This window comes from Ectopseudomonas khazarica (genome assembly GCF_004521985.1).
Classification (GTDB): domain Bacteria; phylum Pseudomonadota; class Gammaproteobacteria; order Pseudomonadales; family Pseudomonadaceae; genus Aquipseudomonas; species Aquipseudomonas khazarica.
Genome location: NZ_SBHZ01000016.1, coordinates 58,442 through 74,279, shown reverse-complemented (window position 1 = coordinate 74,279; position 15,838 = coordinate 58,442). Strand labels below are relative to the sequence as shown.

The 15,838-nt window shown below is 68.0% G+C and carries 14 protein-coding genes; 4 read left to right on the top strand and 10 right to left on the bottom strand.

Going from position 1 to position 15,838, the window contains the following annotated elements; genetic code table 11:
• Window positions 1-159: 159 nt before the first annotated feature.
• The 6 genes from putA to EPK82_RS19500 form a co-directional block, all read right to left on the bottom strand.
• Window positions 160-4,095, bottom strand: a complete 3,936-nt coding sequence (gene putA, locus EPK82_RS19525; RefSeq protein ID WP_134677735.1) for a trifunctional transcriptional regulator/proline dehydrogenase/L-glutamate gamma-semialdehyde dehydrogenase — start codon at window positions 4,093-4,095, stop codon at window positions 160-162.
• 399 nt (window positions 4,096-4,494) lie between these two features.
• Window positions 4,495-4,722, bottom strand: a complete 228-nt coding sequence (locus EPK82_RS19520; protein WP_047588005.1) for a DUF2790 domain-containing protein — start codon at window positions 4,720-4,722, stop codon at window positions 4,495-4,497.
• Between the two features lie 110 nt (window positions 4,723-4,832).
• Window positions 4,833-5,018, bottom strand: a complete 186-nt coding sequence (locus EPK82_RS19515) for a hypothetical protein (RefSeq protein WP_134677734.1) — start codon at window positions 5,016-5,018, stop codon at window positions 4,833-4,835.
• An 89-nt stretch (window positions 5,019-5,107) separates the two neighbouring features.
• Window positions 5,108-6,064, bottom strand: coding sequence for a LysR family transcriptional regulator (locus EPK82_RS19510; RefSeq protein WP_134677733.1), 957 nt, complete (start codon window positions 6,062-6,064; stop codon window positions 5,108-5,110).
• Between the two features lie 40 nt (window positions 6,065-6,104).
• A complete protein-coding gene (locus EPK82_RS19505) occupies window positions 6,105-6,707 on the bottom strand; it encodes a LysE/ArgO family amino acid transporter (protein ID WP_134677732.1) in 603 nt (200 codons plus the stop codon).
• Window positions 6,707-7,120, bottom strand: a complete 414-nt coding sequence (locus tag EPK82_RS19500; RefSeq protein WP_047587431.1) for an ACT domain-containing protein — start codon at window positions 7,118-7,120, stop codon at window positions 6,707-6,709. The genes EPK82_RS19505 and EPK82_RS19500 overlap by 1 nt, the downstream gene beginning before the upstream one ends.
• A 93-nt stretch (window positions 7,121-7,213) precedes the next feature.
• Here EPK82_RS19500 and EPK82_RS19495 point away from each other — a divergent pair, with 93 nt between their 5' ends.
• Window positions 7,214-8,113: a LysR family transcriptional regulator ArgP gene (locus EPK82_RS19495; protein WP_134677731.1), complete on the top strand. Its 900-nt coding sequence runs from the start codon at window positions 7,214-7,216 to the stop codon at window positions 8,111-8,113.
• A gap of 105 nt (window positions 8,114-8,218) precedes the next feature.
• Window positions 8,219-9,217, top strand: a complete 999-nt coding sequence (locus tag EPK82_RS19490; RefSeq protein WP_134677730.1) for an NAD-dependent epimerase/dehydratase family protein — start codon at window positions 8,219-8,221, stop codon at window positions 9,215-9,217.
• On the opposite strand, the gene EPK82_RS19485 is transcribed toward EPK82_RS19490, so the two are convergent.
• Entirely contained in the window at window positions 9,208-9,495 is a 288-nt protein-coding gene (locus EPK82_RS19485) for a hypothetical protein (RefSeq protein ID WP_037046969.1), read from the bottom strand. The genes EPK82_RS19490 and EPK82_RS19485 overlap by 10 nt on opposite strands.
• Window positions 9,496-9,997: 502 nt before the next feature.
• Between EPK82_RS19485 and EPK82_RS19480 the strand changes: the two genes are divergently transcribed.
• The gene (locus EPK82_RS19480; RefSeq protein ID WP_134677729.1) at window positions 9,998-10,846 is read left to right on the top strand and encodes an ATPase; all 849 of its coding nucleotides are present in this window, start codon (window positions 9,998-10,000) and stop codon (window positions 10,844-10,846) included.
• A 105-nt stretch (window positions 10,847-10,951) separates the two neighbouring features.
• Here EPK82_RS19480 and EPK82_RS19475 read toward each other — a convergent pair whose 3' ends face one another.
• Window positions 10,952-12,001, bottom strand: coding sequence for an alkene reductase (locus EPK82_RS19475; protein ID WP_134677728.1), 1,050 nt, complete (start codon window positions 11,999-12,001; stop codon window positions 10,952-10,954).
• A gap of 16 nt (window positions 12,002-12,017) precedes the next feature.
• Window positions 12,018-12,320 (bottom strand): ArsR/SmtB family transcription factor, encoded by a 303-nt coding sequence (locus EPK82_RS19470; RefSeq protein ID WP_037047412.1) that lies wholly within the window; start codon window positions 12,318-12,320, stop codon window positions 12,018-12,020.
• Between the two features lie 126 nt (window positions 12,321-12,446).
• Here EPK82_RS19470 and EPK82_RS19465 point away from each other — a divergent pair, with 126 nt between their 5' ends.
• Window positions 12,447-13,031: an acyl carrier protein phosphodiesterase gene (locus EPK82_RS19465; RefSeq protein ID WP_037046980.1), complete on the top strand. Its 585-nt coding sequence runs from the start codon at window positions 12,447-12,449 to the stop codon at window positions 13,029-13,031.
• Window positions 13,032-13,092: 61 nt separating this feature from the next.
• Here EPK82_RS19465 and EPK82_RS19460 read toward each other — a convergent pair whose 3' ends face one another.
• Window positions 13,093-15,810, bottom strand: a complete 2,718-nt coding sequence (locus EPK82_RS19460) for a cation-transporting P-type ATPase (protein ID WP_134677726.1) — start codon at window positions 15,808-15,810, stop codon at window positions 13,093-13,095.
• Window positions 15,811-15,838: the final 28 nt, after the last annotated feature.

Here is a 15,838-nt window from a genome sequence, read left to right as displayed (position 1 = left end):
TGCGCTTGCCGGGTAGGCGTGCGCGGGCCCGGAGGCCTATCGGGAAGGAACACGGCGCCGGGCGGGTAGCCCCTGCAGGCAGTCGCGCCGTGGTTGCAGCATGCCGTGGAAAGCTTTCAGCAGGCTTTCCACGGTGCGACTCGGTGATGACGCCGGCGATCAGCCGATGGTCATCAGGCTGGCGTTGCCACCCGCCGCCGCGGTGTTGACGCTCAGGGCGTGTTCGACCAGCAGGCGCTCCAGCGCGATGTCGGTCTCGCCCTTGTTCAGGCCGTGCACGCCGATGATGGCGCCCTTGCGCTGCGCAGCCTGCTCGCTCACCGCGCGCAGCTGGTCGGAATCGCCATGGTGCAGGATGGCATCCAGCTCCACGTCGATGCTGTTCCAGTCGGCCACCAGCTGGATGTGCTTCTGCACCTCCTTCGGCAGTTCGCTGTACAGCGCGCGCTGGCTTTCCAGCCAGATCGCCCGGCTGCCGACTGCCAGGGTGGCGGCCAGCTGGGCCAGCAGGTCGCCGCGCTCGTCGGCGAGGTTGAGTACGTGCTCGCGCGGCAGCAGGGTGTAGCTGTTGCGCTCGCCGGTCGGGCCGGTCAGCAGGTGGCTGCTGTAGCTCTGCGACAGGCTGCGGTACTGCTCGAACAGGGCGGCGATGGCCGGCTCCTGCTGGCCTGCCCACTCGGCGAAGGCGGCGCGCAGCTTGTCCAGCTCGCTCGGCGCGGGCAGGGTCTGCACGTCGGCCTGTTGCAGGTACTGGGCGACGGCTTCCTGCGGACGGGTCGACAGCAGGCGGTACAGGTACAGCGGGCCGCCGGCTTTCGGGCCGGTGCCGGACAGGCCTTCGCCGCCGAACGGCTGCACGCCGACCACGGCGCCGACCATGTTGCGGTTGACGTACAGGTTGCCGACCTTGGCCGTGCCCACCACCTGGGCGATGGTCTCGTCGATGCGCGTGTGCACGCCGAGGGTCAGGCCGTAGCCGCTGTCGTTGATCTGCTGCAGCAGCTTGCCGAGGTCGGCGCGCTGGTAGCGCACCACGTGCAGCACCGGGCCGAAGATCTCGCGCTTCATTTCGTCGAAGCTGTCCAGCTCGATCAGGGTCGGCACGACGAAGGTGCCGCGCTTGATCTCTTCGCCGTTGGCGCGCGCCAGCTGGGTGACCTTGCGGCCTTTCTCGCGCAGCTTCTGGATGTGGGTCTCGATGCCCGCCTTGGCTTCGGCGTCGATCACCGGGCCGATGTCGGTGTTCAGGCGCTCCGGGTTGCCCAGGCTGTACTCGGCCATGGCGCCCTTGAGCATGGTCAGCACGCGGTCGGCGACGTCATCCTGCACGCACAGCACGCGCAGGGCCGAGCAGCGCTGGCCAGCGCTGTCGAAGGCGGAGGCCACCACGTCCATCACCACTTGCTCGGTCAGTGCCGAGGAGTCGACGATCATGGCGTTGAGGCCGCCGGTCTCGGCGATCAGCGGAATGGTACGGCCCTGGGCATCCAGGCGGCCGGCGATGTTGCGCTGGAGGATGCCGGCGACTTCGGTGGAGCCGGTGAACATCACGCCACGCACGCGCTCGTCACCCACCAGGCGCGCACCGACGGTTTCGCCACGGCCCGGCAGCAGCTGCACGGCACCTGCAGGCACGCCGGCCTCGAGGAGGATGCGCACGGCCTGGGCAGCGACCAGCGGGGTCTGCTCGGCCGGCTTGGCCAGCACGGTGTTGCCGGCGGCCAGCGCCGCAGCGACCTGGCCGCTGAAAATGGCCAGGGGGAAGTTCCACGGGCTGATGCACACCACCGGGCCCAGCGGGCGGTGGCTGTCGTTGCCGAAGCTGCGCGCCTGGATCGCGTAGTAGCGCAGGAAATCCACGGCCTCGCGCACTTCGGCGATGGCGTTGGCGAAGGTCTTGCCGGATTCGCGCACCAGCAGGCCCATCAGTTGCTGCAGCTCGGCTTCCATCAGGTCGGCGGCGCGTTCCAGCACGGCGGCGCGCTCGGCCGGCAGGGTGGACTGCCAGATCTGCCCGCTGGCCATGGCGCAGAGGATGGCGCTGTCGACGTCGGCGATGCTGGCTTCGCGCACGTGGCCGACCAGGTCGCGGTGGTCGGCCGGGTTGCGTACCGGCTCCGGCTCGCCCGGGGCTGCGCCATCGCAGCCCAGCATCGGCTCGGCCAGGTAGCTGTGGTTGACGGTCGACAGCAGTGCCGAGGACAGCGAGCCGAGGCGGTGTTCGTTGGCCAGGTCGAGGCCGGCGGAGTTGAGGCGCTGCTGGCCGTACAGGTCACGCGGCATGGGGATGCGCGGGTGCGGCAGGCCGATGGTGCCTTCCTGGGCGGCCATCTGCTCGACCTGGACCACCGGGTCCAGCACCAGGTCTTTCAGCGAGATGCTGTGGTCGGCGATACGGTTGACGAAGCTGGTGTTGGCGCCGTTTTCCAGCAGGCGGCGTACCAGGTAGGCGAGCAGGGTCTCGTGGCTGCCCACCGGCGCGTAGATGCGGCACGGGCGGTTCAGCTTGCCATCGGCAAGCTTGCCGACCACCTGCTCGTACAGCGGCTCGCCCATGCCGTGCAGGCACTGGAACTCGTACTGGCCCGGGTAGTAGTTCTGCCCGGCCAGGTTGTAGATGGCCGACAGCGAGTGGGCGTTGTGCGTGGCGAACTGCGGGTAGATGGCTTCCGGCGCGGCCAGCAGCTTGCGTGCGCAGGCGATGTAGGACACGTCGGTGTACGGCTTGCGGGTGTACACCGGGTAGCCTTCCAGGCCGTTGACCTGGGCCAGCTTGATCTCGCTGTCCCAGTAGGCGCCCTTGACCAGGCGGATCATCAGGCGGTGGCGGCTGCGCTTGGCCAGGTCGACGACGTAGTCGATCACGTACGGGCAGCGCTTCTGGTAGGCCTGGATGACGAAACCGATGCCGTTCCAGCCGGCGAGGCTCGGCTCGAAGCAGAGGCGCTCGAGCAGGTCCAGCGACAGCTCCAGGCGGTCGGCTTCCTCGGCGTCGATGTTGATGCCGATGTCGTACTGCTTGGCCAGCTGGGTCAGGCTCAGCAGAGTCGGGTACAGCTCCTCCATCACGCGCTCGTACTGGGCGCGGCTGTAGCGCGGGTGCAGGGCCGAGAGCTTGATCGAGATGCCCGGGCCTTCGTAGATGCCACGGCCATGCGAGGCCTTGCCGATGGCATGGATGGCCTGCTCGTAGGAGGCCAGGTAGCGCTTGGCGTCTTCTTCGGTCAGCGCGGCTTCGCCGAGCATGTCGTAGGAGTAGCGGAAGCCCTTGCTTTCCAGGGTGGCGGCGTTGGCCAGGGCTTCGGCGATGGTCTCGCCGGTGACGAACTGCTCGCCCATCAGGCGCATGGCCATGTCCACGCCCTTGCGGATCACCGGCTCGCCGCTCTTGCCGATGATGCGGTTGAGCGCCGAGGTCATGCCCGCTTCGTTATGGGTGGAGACCAGCTTGCCGGTGATCAGCAGGCCCCAGCTCGCCGCGTTGACGAACATCGACGGGCTCTGGCCCAGGTGCTGGCTCCAGTTGCCGTTGGCGATCTTGTCGCGGATCAGGGCGTCACGGGTGGCCTTGTCCGGGATGCGCAGCAGCGCTTCGGCCAGGCACATCAGCGCCACGCCTTCCTGCGACGACAGCGAGAACTCCTGCAGCAGGCCCTGCACCAGGCCCTGGCGGCCGCTGGCGTTCTTCTGCTTGCGCAGCTTCTCGGCGATGCCGAGGGCCAGCTTCTGCGAGGCCTCGGCCTGCTCCCTGGTCAGGCGCGCCTGCTCCAGCAGCATGGGCACCACTTCGGTTTCCGGGCGGCGATAGGCGCTGGTGATAGCGGCGCGCAGCACCGACTGCGGCAGGATGCTCTCGGCGAAGTCGAGGAACACCTGCAGGCCTTGTTCGCTCAGCGACTCCAGGGCTTCCTCACCGGCGGCTGCGGCCAGGCCGGCATGCTCGGCGGGCGTCAGACCACTCTCGACCTGCTCCAGGTAGTTGAAGATTGCCTGCTTGATCATCCAGTGCGGAGTGCGGTCGATCTGCTGGGCGGCCTTCTTCAAGCGCTCGCGGGTGGCATCGTCGAGTTTTACGCCAAGGGTGGTGGTAGCCATGAGGAGTCCTACTTGTTATCAGGTTATGCACGGTAGAAAAATTGCCTGGGCAATCTTTGACGTCGCCTGCGACGGCCCGAAGGGTTGCTGCCAGGGATGGCGGGCAACAGAAAAGCTGCGGGAGATTAAACCTGAGAATATGCAAGGTGCAACCAGGTGCAACCAATAAATGCTCCGCGGCGACGAACGTCAGGGCCGCTGCTCTTGCACCTCAAGGGTGCACGCAGCGACGCGGCCTGGGTCGCGGCCTGGCAGCCGGGCGAGCGCGGGTCGGCCTGCTTCAGGTGCAACCAGGGTTGTACCCGTTCGGCAGGGCTGCCGTTCTTTCAGGGTAGACCGCGCGGATGAGTTTGCCGGGGCGGGGTGACGGGCTGCGTGTGCCCGTTGCGGGAGGGAGGGTCAGCCGTTGCAGTTTTCACCGATGCGCTGATAGATCAGCGTGTGTCGCTCGCCCTGGGAGTCCAGGTAGACCAGGCGGGCTTCGCCGACGTCGCAGCCCTGGGGCAGGGTCTGGCTGACGATCCGGGCGATATCCAGTTGCATGCCGTAGTGATAGTGCTCGGCCGTTTCGGCCTGGGCCAGGTCGATGCTGCAACCCAGCGCCAGCAGGCAGGCGATCGCTTTCATGATGACCTCGATAGGGTACTGAAGGTGGTGCTAAAGAGGGCCGGCGTGCCGGCCCGAGGGGCGCTGGCCAGGAGCAGGGGAGGAGGCCAGCGCCGGGTGGAGCGGGAACTTCAGCCCTGCTGGTCGGCCTGCTGCGCGTGGGTCGATTGCGCGTGGCGCTCGGCATTCGTCTCGTGCTGCTGTTGCAGCTGCGCCTGTTGGTGAGCGATGAAGGCGGGCGACTCTTCGGCCAGGCAGGCCTGAGCGGCGAGCAGGGTGCTGAGGGAGAGGGCGGCGGCAGTCATAAGGTTTTTCATGGGGTGATCCTCGTGGGATTCTTCGTGGGTTCGAAGCCATCCTAATGAGGCGTGCACAGGCGAAAAAGCGCGTTCCGGGTGAATGACCCTTACCCCTTGCGCAACAATTTCTCCGCCGTCGCCCAGTGCTGCGGATCGTCCAGTATGGCCTCGTCGCCCTGCAGCAGAGGCGGCAGTTCGGCCTTGAGGAATTCGACCCAGGTGCGGGTCTTGGCATCCAGGAAGCGCCGCGACGGATAGATCGCGTAGATGTTCAGCGCGCGCAGGCGGTGTTGCGGGAGGATGCGCAGCAGGCGTCCCTCGCGCAGCGGCTGGCTGGCCACGAAGGACGGCAGCAGGCAGAAACCCATGCCGGCCTGGGCGGCCTTGACCAGTGCCTCGGCGACGTTGACCTGAAAGCATTCGCTCGGCAGGGCCTCAAGTTGTTCGTCACCGAAATCCCACTGGCCGCGATACAGCGGGTCGGTCAGGCGCAGGTGACGGTGCCGTTGCAGGTCCTGCGGCTGCGTGGGGATGCCGTACCGGGCCAGGTAGCTGGGGGCTGCGCAGATCACGCTGTGGATCGCCCCGAGGTGCTGCGCGACCAGTTGCGAGTCCGGCAGGTCACGGGCGAAGGCGATGGTCACGTCGTGGCCGTCTTCGAGCAGGTCGGGGGTGCGCTGGGCCAGGGTCAGCTCCACCACGACCTGGGGGTGGTGCTCGGCGTAGCGGGCGATCAGCGGGGTGACGTGCTGCAGGCCGAGGCCGGTCATGGTGTGCACGCGCAGGCGACCGCTGGGGGTCTGGTGAGCGCCGCGGGCTTCGGCGTCGGCCTCGTCGACCTGCTCGAGGATCTGCCGGCAGCGCTCCAGGTAGCGTTCGCCGGTTTCGGTCAGGGCCAGGCGCCGCGTGGTGCGCTGCAGCAGGCGCGCCTGCAGGTGCTGCTCCAGGTCGGCGATCAGCCGTGACACCTGTGCCGTGGACAGGTCGAGCGCCTGCGCCGCGGCGGTGAAGCTGCCGCGCTCGACCACCTGAACGAACACGCGCATGCCATGCAAGGTATCCATTGTTGCTCCTGGCGTAATGAGCCAGGGGCATTATGCGCGATTACAGCGCGCCGAGGATCAGTTGTGCCGCCACCGCGAACATCATCGCCGCGACCCCCAGGTCGATCAGGCGCCAGGTCAGCGGGCGGGCCAGCCAGGGGGCGAGCCACGCCGCGCCGAGCGCCAGGGCGCTGAACCACAGCAGCGAGGCACTGGCGGCGCCGGCTGCATAGGCGCCAGGCTGGGGCTGCTGGGCGCCCAGCGAACCGATCAGCAGCACCGTGTCGAGGTAGACGTGCGGGTTGAGCAGGGTGACCGCCAGCGCCGCGAGCATCACCGCGCGCAACGAGCGCGGCTCGCTGCCGCTGGCCTGCAGCGCCTGGGGGCGTACGGCGCGCAGCAGCGCCTGGCTGGCGTACCAGATCAGGAAGGCCGCACCGCCCCAGCGGGCGATGGCCAGCAGCGTCGGGCTCTGTGCCAGCAGGGTGGCCAGGCCGAAGACCCCGGCCGCGACCAGCAGCGCATCGCAGAGGATGCACAGGGCCGCCACCGGCAGGTGATGCTCGCGGCGCAGGCTCTGCGCCAGGACGAAGGCGTTCTGCGCGCCGATGGCCATGATCAGACCGATGGCGACCAGCAGGCCGTTGCTATAGCTCTGCCACATCAGGCGGATTCCGGCAGGGAGGACGCCGCCAGGGCGCGCAGGGTGGACAGTGCCCGTTCGGCGCGTTCGCTGGGCACGAAGAGGTGGTCGTGGTGAAAGCCGGCGACCACGTTGCAACTGATGCCGGCCTGCGCCAGGGCGGCGGAGAAGGATGCGGTCAGGCCCACCGCCGCCAGCGACGAATGCACTTGCAGGGTGATCCAGGCCGCGACGTAGTCGTAGCTCAGGCCGTGGGCATCGGCGCTTTCCCGTGGCAGCACCAGGGTCAGGCCTTCGGCTTCCTGCACGCTGGCCAGCGGGCGCAGGGCGCTGCAGTCGTGATCGGCGGCGACGCAGCAGAATACGTACTGACCGGGGTTGAGGTGCGGCGTCATGCTCTGCAGCAGTCGCGCGAGGTTGGTTTCGCCGGACATGGCGGGCTCCTGATCGAGTGAATGCTGGCGATTCTGCTGAGCCTGGATGTATAAGAGAAACAAATATTGCTGATCACTCATTAGGAAAATCGATTGTTCGACTACAAACTTCTGGCGGCCCTGGCCGCGGTGGTGGAGCAGGCCGGTTTCGAGCGCGCCGCGCAGGTGCTGGGGCTGTCGCAGTCGGCCGTGTCGCAGCGCATCAAGCTGCTCGAGGCGCGGGTCGGCCAACCGGTGCTGGTGCGCGCGCTGCCGCCTGCGCCCACCGAGATCGGCCGCCGTCTGCTCAACCACGTGCAGCAGGTGCGCCTGCTCGAACGCGACCTGCAGGGCCAGGTCCCTGGGCTGGACGAGCAGAGCGCTCCCGAGCGCCTGCGGATCGCCATCAACGCCGACAGCCTGGCCACCTGGTGGGCGGCAGCCACCACCGAGTTCTGCGCCAGCCAGCGGGTGCTGATGGACCTGGTGGTGGAGGACCAGGACGTCGGGCTCAAGCGCATGCGTGCCGGCGAGGTGGCCGGTTGCGTGTGCGCCGCCGAACGTCCCGTGGCCGGGGCGCGCAGCCTGGCCCTCGGGGCGATGCGCTACCGCGCCCTGGCCAGCCCGGCGTTCATCGCCCGGCATTTCTCCTCGGGCGTCAGCCCAGCTGCGCTGGCCCGCGCACCGGCTATCGTCTATGGGCCGGACGACCAGTTGCAGCACCGCTACCTGGCCGAGCTGGGCGTCAGCGGTGCGTTCGCCTATCACCTGTGTCCGTCCTCGGAGGGGTTCGTGCGCATGGCCGAGGCCGGCCTGGGCTGGGGCCTGGTGCCGCAGTTGCAGGTACGCGAGGAACTGGCCAGCGGCAGGCTGGTGGACCTGTTGCCCGAGCGCTGCATCGATGTGCCGCTGTACTGGCATCACTGGCGCAACGGTGGCGAGCTCCTGGCCGGGCTGACGCAACAGCTGCAGCGTGCGGCGGCCACCGTGCTGGTGACGCCGGCCGGGCGTTGACTCCGTGCGCGGCCTGGCAGGTCGCTGTTCTGGCCGCCTGCGACAGGGCGACGCCGGGTTGGCGCTGCTAGAGTGCGGCAAACACAAGAACGACAGGGGGATGCGATGAGGATTCTGGTCACCGGCGCGAGCGGTTTCATCGGTGGGCGTTTCGCTCGTTTCGCGCTCGAGCAGGGCCTGACGGTGCGGGTCAACGGCCGGCGTGCGGATGGCGTGCAGCACCTGATCAAGCGTGGCGCCGAGTTCGTCCAGGGCGACCTGGGCGATGCCGAGCTGGCGAGGACGTTGTGTCGGGATGTCGAGGCGGTGGTGCACTGTGCGGGCGCGGTGGGCGTCTGGGGCGACTACGCGCATTTTCACCAGGCCAACGTGACGGTGACCGAGAACGTCATCGAGGCCTGCCTCAAGCAGAAGGTACGGCGCCTGGTGCACCTGTCCTCACCGTCGATCTACTTCGACGGGCGCGCCCACGTCGATATCCGCGAAGAGCAGGTACCCAAGCGTTTTTCCGATCATTACGGCAAGACCAAGTACCTGGCCGAGCAGCAGGTGTTCGGCGCCCAGGAATTCGGCCTGGAGGTGATCGCCCTGCGCCCGCGCTTCGTCACCGGCGCGGGCGACACCAGCATCTTCCCGCGACTGATCGGCATGCAGCGCAAGGGCCGTCTGGCGATCATCGGCAATGGCCTGAACAAGGTCGACTTCACCAGTGTGCACAACCTCAACGCGGCCTTGCTCAGCGCGCTGCAGGTCGGCGGCCCGGCGCTGGGGCAGGTCTACAACATCAGCAACGGTACGCCGGTGCCGCTGTGGGACGTGGTCAACTACGTGCTGCGCCGGCTGGAACTGCCGCCGGTCACGCGGCACATGCCGTTCGCCCTGGCCCATGCCGCCGCCTCGCTCAACGAGGGCATCTGCCGGATGCTGCCGGGACGGCCCGAGCCGGGCCTGTTTCGTCTCGGCGTGGCGGTGATGGCCAGGGACTTCTCGCTGAACATCGATCGCGCACGTGAGTTCCTCGACTACCAGCCGACGGCGAGCCTGTGGGATGCGCTGGATGAGTTCTGCACCTGGTGGCAGGTGCAGTGTGGCGATCAGGCGTAGATGCGCTGGCCGCGGTAGATGCGCACGGAGCCGGTCGCTTCGCCGACCGGCACTTCGACGGTGGCCAGCGGGGTGACGGTGGCCCGCCGTGGCTGATCGGACAGCTCGGCCAGGCGCTGGCCCAGGCGGCGGGTTTCCTCGTCGTTGGACTGCAGGCTGCCGTCGAGCATGGCGCTGATGACATCGCTCTGGCTCAGGCGGATGTCGACCGCCAGCTCGTCGCGCAGACGGCGACGCAGTGTCTTCATGCAGTCCAGTACTTCTTTGTTCAGTTCCATTGCCACTTCCCCCGGTTGGTTGAAGGATCACGGTCTGCGGCGTCCGTCGCCATCCGTGATCGCGCCAGCCCTCGTCCTCTGGCTGGGACACTGCTTCGAGTCCGTTCGCGGTCGATCGAGCGTGGGCGTTGCCGCGTTGCAAACAGGCTGGAACGTCAGGCTGCCGTCACTGTTGGTGAACGGCGCCAGCTCATCTGTCTGCGCCTTGCATCGCTCTGGCTCGCCAGAACCTGGAACCGACTCCTTTTCGTGCTTTGCAGAACTTTCAGGCCGCCTGCTGGCTTGTGAGCGACACCGGGTCGGCGTGCCCACGACAACTGGAAAAGCAAAGTGCGTACCAGTTCAAATTTCGCGGAACTGCTGGGCCGTGGCCGGGTCGATGGCCCTGTCGCGCCCTTCGTCGGTGCGCCGCGCACCTCCCTGGCGCGGCGCTGATGCGCCAGTGGCGAATCGGTATACTGCGCGGCAGTTTCGTTCACCCCTTTCCCCCATAGGTTTGACCATGCGCAACGACGCCAACGACGAGCTCGACAACCTGCCCAGCCTGACCCCCGAGCGCCGCGAGGATTACGCCGACCTGCATGACGAACCCGCACCGCGCAGCCCCCGCGCCAGCAGCGCCAAGGCGCCGGTGGTGAAGGGCGCCAGCACCGGGCCGCTGTGGGCGCTGGTCGGTGCGCTGAGCTTCGCCCTGGCCGGGCTGGGCTGGTGGAGCCTGCAGCAGATCGGCCTGATGGAGCAGCGCCTGGTGGCGACCCAGGAAAGCTTCGCGCGCATCAGCGAGGAAGCTGCCGGACGCATCCAGGACATTTCCGGCAAGGTGGTGGCCACCGAGTCCAGCGTCACCAGCGGCAGCGAGGCGCTCAAGTTGCAGGTCAAGCAACTGGAAAACCGCCTGGCCGAACTGGCCAAGCAACAACAGCAGGGCGCGACCGCACAGGCCGCGCTGGACAAGCGCGTCGAGCAACTGGGCAGCGAGCTGAAGAGCGGCGTTGGCGCCAGTGCCGAGCTCGACAAGCGGGTGCAGGCGCTGGCCAGCGAGCAGACGGCACTGAAGGCGGCGCAGGGCGATGCCAAGGCGACGCAGGCGGCGCTGGACAAGCTCGACAGCCGTATCAAGAGCCTCGCTGGCGATGTCCAGACGCTGCAGAAGCAGGGCGACCCGAGCCAGGCCATTCGCAGCCTGGAGCAGGACCTGCTGGTACTGCGCAGCGAGCTGGACAATCGTCCGGCTGCCAGCGCCGGCCCGAACACCGCCGAGTTCGATGCCTTCCGCGCGCAGATGACGCGCAACATCAATACGCTGCAAAGCCAGGTGGTCAACCTGCAGCAGCAGATCGATCGGCGCTGAGGCTACGCCGGATGAACGAACGCCCCGCATTGCGGGGCGTTTTTCTTGGTCGCGGGCCAGGCCCCTGCCACAGGTGTCACGCCGTGGGAGGGGCCTGGCTGGCGATTACAGGCGCGGGTAGTCGATGTAGCCGACCGGGCCGGAGCCGTAGAAGGTGTCCGGGTGCGGCTCGTTGAGGGCGGCATCCTGCTCCAGGCGTGCCGGCAGGTCCGGGTTGGCGATGAACGGCACACCGAAGGCCACCGCGTCGGCCTTGCCGTCGGCCAGCCAGGCGTTGGCCTGGTCCTTGGTGAAGCGCTCGTTGGCGATGAACACGCCGCCGAATGCCTGCTTCAGTTGCGGCGTCAGGCTGTCGTCGTCTTCCTTCTCGCGGGCGCAGATGAAGGCGATACCGCGCTTGCCCAGCTCACGGGCGACATAACCGAAGGTCTCGGCGCGGTTCGCGTCGCCCATGTCGTGGGCGTCGGCACGCGGCGCCAGGTGCACGCCGACGCGGCCTGCGCCCCATACGGAGATGGCGGCGTCGGTCACTTCCAGCAGCAGACGGGCACGGTTTTCCAGGCTGCCGCCATAGCGGTCGGTACGCTGGTTGGTGCTGCTCTGCAGGAACTGGTCGAGCAGATAACCATTGGCGCCGTGGATTTCCACGCCGTCGAAGCCGGCGGCCATGGCGTTCTCGGCACCCTGGCGGTAGGCCTCGACGATATCGGCGATCTCTTCGGTTTCCAGGGCACGCGGGGTGACGAAGTTCTTCATCGGACGCACCAGGCTGACGTGGCCCGCCGGCTGGATGGCGCTCGGCGCTACCGGCAGCTCGCCGTCGAGGTAGATCGGGTCGGAGATACGACCCACATGCCACAGCTGCAGCACGATCTTGCCGCCGTTGGCGTGCACGGCGTGGGTGATGTTGCTCCAGCCACGGATCTGCTCGTCGGACCAGATGCCGGGGGTGTTCGGGTAGCCGACGCCCATCGGCGTGACGGCAGTGGCTTCGCTGATGATCAGGCCGGCCGAGGCACGCTGCACGTAGTACTCGGCCATCAGCGCATTGGGGACGCGGCCTTCGTCGGCGCGGCAGCGGGTCAGGGGGGCCATGATGATGCGGTTGGCCAGTTGCAGATCACCGATCTGGATAGGGTCGAACAGAGTGGGCATGGTGTTACCTCCGGGTTCAGAGTTGTTGGCCGAGACGCTCGACGAAGGCCTGGATCAGCTCGTCGTTGCGTTTGAAGAAGTGCCATTGGCCGACCTTGCGGCTGGTCACCAGACCGGCGCGTTGCAGGGTGGTCAGATGGGCGGAGACGGTGGATTGCGACAGCCCCGTGCGCAGGAAGATCTTGCCGGCGCACACGCCGATTTCCAGCGGGTGCTCCTGCTCGGGGAAGTGGCGCTCGGGTTCCTTCAGCCAGTCGAGAATGTCGCGGCGTACGGGGTGGGCGAGGGCCTTGATGATGGCGTCGAGGTCGATGTCCATGGCGCTGTCGGTGTGTATCGTCATGTGGCGAACCTTATATCGCTTCGAGTCGATATACAGATCGATTGTCCCGATAGTCGCCATCGACGGCTTCGATTGTCCGGCGTCTGGCGCTAAGCTCGTGGCATGAACTATCTGGCTCATCTGCACCTGGGTGGCGACACGCGAGCGCAACTGCTCGGCAGCCTGTATGGCGACTTCGTCAAAGGGCCGCTGAACGGCCAGTGGCCCGCCGATATCGAGGCCGCCATCCGCCTGCATCGGCGTATCGATGCGTTCACCGACAGCCATCCGCTGCAGGCGCGCGCACGGGCACGCTTCCCGCTCGAGCGACGGCGCATGGCGGGCATGCTGCTGGACCTGTTCTTCGACCACTGCCTGGCGCGCGACTGGCAGGACTACGCCGAACAGCCGCTGCAGCAGTTCACCGGGCAGGTGTACCGGGTACTGGCCGCCGAGCCGGCGCTGCCGGGACGTCTGGCGCTGATGGCGCCGCGCATGGCGGCGCAGGACTGGCTCGGCAGCTATCGCGAGTTCGCCGTGCTCGAGCAGGTGATTGCCGGCATGCAGCGGCGTCTTTCACGACCGCAGTTGCTCGACGGCAGCCTGGTCGAGCTCGAGCGGCTGTACGTGCCGCTCAGCGACGACTTTCGTGCCTTCTACCCCGAGCTGATGGCCTTCGCCGAGGCCGAGCTGAACGCTGTGCGCTAGCGTCGCCGCGCAAGTGCCTCCCAGGCGGCCAGGCGCAGCGCCTGGCGACGCATCCGCCTGCTCAGGTCGCCCGGGCATGCAGGCCACAGCGCCGCACCAGGCATTTCTCCAGTTCCGCGACGACGAACAGCGTCACCCCGGCGAGCAGCACCCGCAGCCATTCGTCGGCACTCATGCTCTCGGAGCCGAACACGCCCTGCAGCGGCGGCGCGTAGGTGAACAGCAGTTGCAGCACCAGGCAGAGGGCGATGGTCAGCGGCACGGCCGGGTTGCCCAGCAGCCCCTCGCGGCTGAGCACCGGGCCAAGCAGACTGCGGCTGTTGAACAGGTAGAAGATTTCGCACATCACCACGGCGTTGACCGCGATGGTGCGGGCACTTTCCACGCTGTTGCCGAGTTCCAGCTCCCAGAGGAACAGGCCGATGCCGGCGCTGGCGATGAGCACCGAGACCATCAGCACGCGCCAGACGAAGAAGGCCGACAGCAGCGGCTCGTCGGGGGCGCGCGGGGCGCGCTGCATCAGCCCGCGCTCGCTGGGCTCGAAGGCCAGGGCCAGCCCCAGGGTGCAGGAGGTGACCATGTTGATCCACAGCACCTGGGCCGGGGTCAGCGGCAGCACGGCCTGGAACAGGATGGCGAAGATCACGATCAGCGCCTGGCCGCCGTTGGTCGGCAGGGCGAAGAGGATGAATTTCTTCAGGTTGTCGTAGATCGCCCGGCCTTCGCGCACGGCGCCGGCGATGGTGGCGAAGTTGTCGTCGGCGAGCACCACCTCGGCGGCCTCCTTGGCCGCCTCCGTACCCTTGTGGCCCATGGCGACGCCGACGTCGGCGCGTTTCAGCGCCGGGGCATCGTTGACGCCGTCACCGGTCATCGCCACCACCTCACCGCTGTCCTGCATGGCCTGTACCAGGCGCAGCTTGTGCTCGGGGCTGGCCCGGGCGAAGACTTCCACGCCAGGTAGCACCTCGCGCAGGCGGCGGTCGTCGAGCAGCTCCAGCTCGGCGCCGGTCATCGCCGGCAGGCCGATGCCGATGCCCAGCTGGGCGCCGATGGCGCGCGCGGTTTCGGCGTGGTCGCCGGTGATCATCTTCACCCGGATGCCGGCCTGCTGGCATTCGGCGACGGCGGCGATGGCTTCCTCTCGCGGCGGGTCGATGATGCCGACCAGCGCCAGCAGGGTCAGGCTCGTCTCCACGTCGCTGAAGTTCAGGGTGCGCTGGCTGGCCGCCGCCGGTTTGCTGGCCAGGGCCAGCAGGCGCAGGCCACGGGCGGCCAGATCGGTGGCCTGGCGTCGCCAGTAGTCGGCGTCCAGCGGGGCATCGCTGCCATCGGCCAGGCGCTGGCTGGCGCACATGTCCAGCAGGCGCTCGGGGGCGCCCTTGAGGTAGACCAGGCCCTGGCCGGCATGGTCGTGATGCAGGGTGGCCATGAAGCGATGCTCGGACTCGAACGGAATCGCATCGCTGCGTGGCAGTTGCGCCTGCAGCGCCTGGATGTCGAGGCCGCTTTTGAGCGCCAGGGTCAGCAACGCGCCTTCGGTGGGGTCGCCGTGCAGCCGCCAGTGGCCATGCGCGTCCTGCTGCAGGTGGGCGTCGTTGCACAGCTGTGCCGCACGCGCCGTTTCCAGCAGGGCGTGGTCGGGTTCCTGCAGCTGGCCGTCCAGATGGAAGGCGCCCTCAGGCGCATAGCCGACGCCGCTGACGTCGAGGACACGCTCGGCACTGACCACGCGTTGTACGGTCATCTCGTTGCGGGTCAGGGTGCCGGTCTTGTCCGAGCAGATCACTGTCACCGAGCCCAGGGTCTCCACGGCCGGCAGGCGCCGCACGATGGCGTTCTGCCCGGCCATGCGCTGGACGCCGAGCGCGAGGATCACCGTCATGATGGCCGGCAGGCCCTCGGGGATCGCCGAGGCGGTCAGCGCCACCACCATCATGAACATGTCACCGGGGTTCTGCCCGTGCCAGAACGTGCCGAGGATGAAGGTGGCCAGGGCGAGGACCAGGATGATCACCGCCAGCCAGCGGCTGAACTGCTCGATCTGCCGCAGCAGCGGGGTGGACAGCGCCTGTACCTGCTGCAGCATGGCGCCGATGCGGCCCAGCTCGGTGTCCGCGCCGGTGGCGACCACCAGCCCGCTGGCCTGGCCGCTGCTGACCAGGGTGCCGGAGTAGGCCATGCAGCGGCGATCACCCAGGGCGGCGTCCTGGCGGCAGTGCGCCACGGACTTTTCCACCGGTACCGATTCGCCGGTCAGCGCCGCTTCTTCCACCAGCAGGTTCTTCACGCTGAGCAGGCGCAGGTCGGCCGGCACCTTGTCGCCGGAGACCAGCAGCACCACATCGCCGGGAACCAGCTGCTCGGCATCGATCTCGTGGCGCTCGCCGTCCCGGCGCACCATGGCGTGCGGCGAGAGCATGTCGCGGATGGCGTTCAGGGCATTCTCGGCCTTGCCCTCCTGGATGAAGCCGATGACCACGTTGATCAGCACCGCCGCCAGGATCACCGCCGTGTCGACCCAGTGGCCGAGCAGGGCGGCAATCAGCGCGGCGCCCAGCATCAGGTACAGCAGCACGTTGTGGAACTGGTAGAGCAGGCGCAGCAGCGGACCGCGCTTCTGCGGGGGCGGCAGGCGGTTGGCGCCGTGCTGCTGCAGGCGCGCCCGGGCCTGCTCGCTGTCGAGCCCGCCCGGCGCGCTGTGCAGCGCATCGAGGGCCTGCTGTGCAGTCAATTCGTGCCAGGCGCGGTCACTATGTTCAGAGGGGCGGTTGCCCATGGGGCGTGTCTCCTGCGGTGGGCCGTAT

Bases quoted from the DNA above. Each gene is read 5' to 3' on its own strand.
- putA (WP_134677735.1), bottom strand. From the start codon at position 4,095: ATGGCTACCACCACCCTTGGCGTAAAACTCGACGATGCCACCCGCGAG.
- EPK82_RS19510 (WP_134677733.1), bottom strand. From the start codon at position 6,064: ATGGATACCTTGCATGGCATGCGCGTGTTCGTTCAGGTGGTCGAGCGC.
- EPK82_RS19500 (WP_047587431.1), bottom strand. From the start codon at position 7,120: ATGTCCGGCGAAACCAACCTCGCGCGACTGCTGCAGAGCATGACGCCG.
- EPK82_RS19470 (WP_037047412.1), bottom strand. From the start codon at position 12,320: ATGGACATCGACCTCGACGCCATCATCAAGGCCCTCGCCCACCCCGTA.
- EPK82_RS19475 (WP_134677728.1), bottom strand. From the start codon at position 12,001: ATGCCCACTCTGTTCGACCCTATCCAGATCGGTGATCTGCAACTGGCC.
- EPK82_RS19465 (WP_037046980.1), top strand. From the start codon at position 12,447: ATGAACTATCTGGCTCATCTGCACCTGGGTGGCGACACGCGAGCGCAA.
- EPK82_RS19460 (WP_134677726.1), bottom strand. From the start codon at position 15,810: ATGGGCAACCGCCCCTCTGAACATAGTGACCGCGCCTGGCACGAATTG.
- EPK82_RS19485 (WP_037046969.1), bottom strand. From the start codon at position 9,495: ATGGAACTGAACAAAGAAGTACTGGACTGCATGAAGACACTGCGTCGC.
- EPK82_RS19490 (WP_134677730.1), top strand. From the start codon at position 8,219: ATGAGGATTCTGGTCACCGGCGCGAGCGGTTTCATCGGTGGGCGTTTC.
- EPK82_RS19515 (WP_134677734.1), bottom strand. From the start codon at position 5,018: ATGAAAAACCTTATGACTGCCGCCGCCCTCTCCCTCAGCACCCTGCTC.
- EPK82_RS19480 (WP_134677729.1), top strand. From the start codon at position 9,998: ATGCGCAACGACGCCAACGACGAGCTCGACAACCTGCCCAGCCTGACC.
- EPK82_RS19520 (WP_047588005.1), bottom strand. From the start codon at position 4,722: ATGAAAGCGATCGCCTGCCTGCTGGCGCTGGGTTGCAGCATCGACCTG.
- EPK82_RS19505 (WP_134677732.1), bottom strand. From the start codon at position 6,707: ATGTGGCAGAGCTATAGCAACGGCCTGCTGGTCGCCATCGGTCTGATC.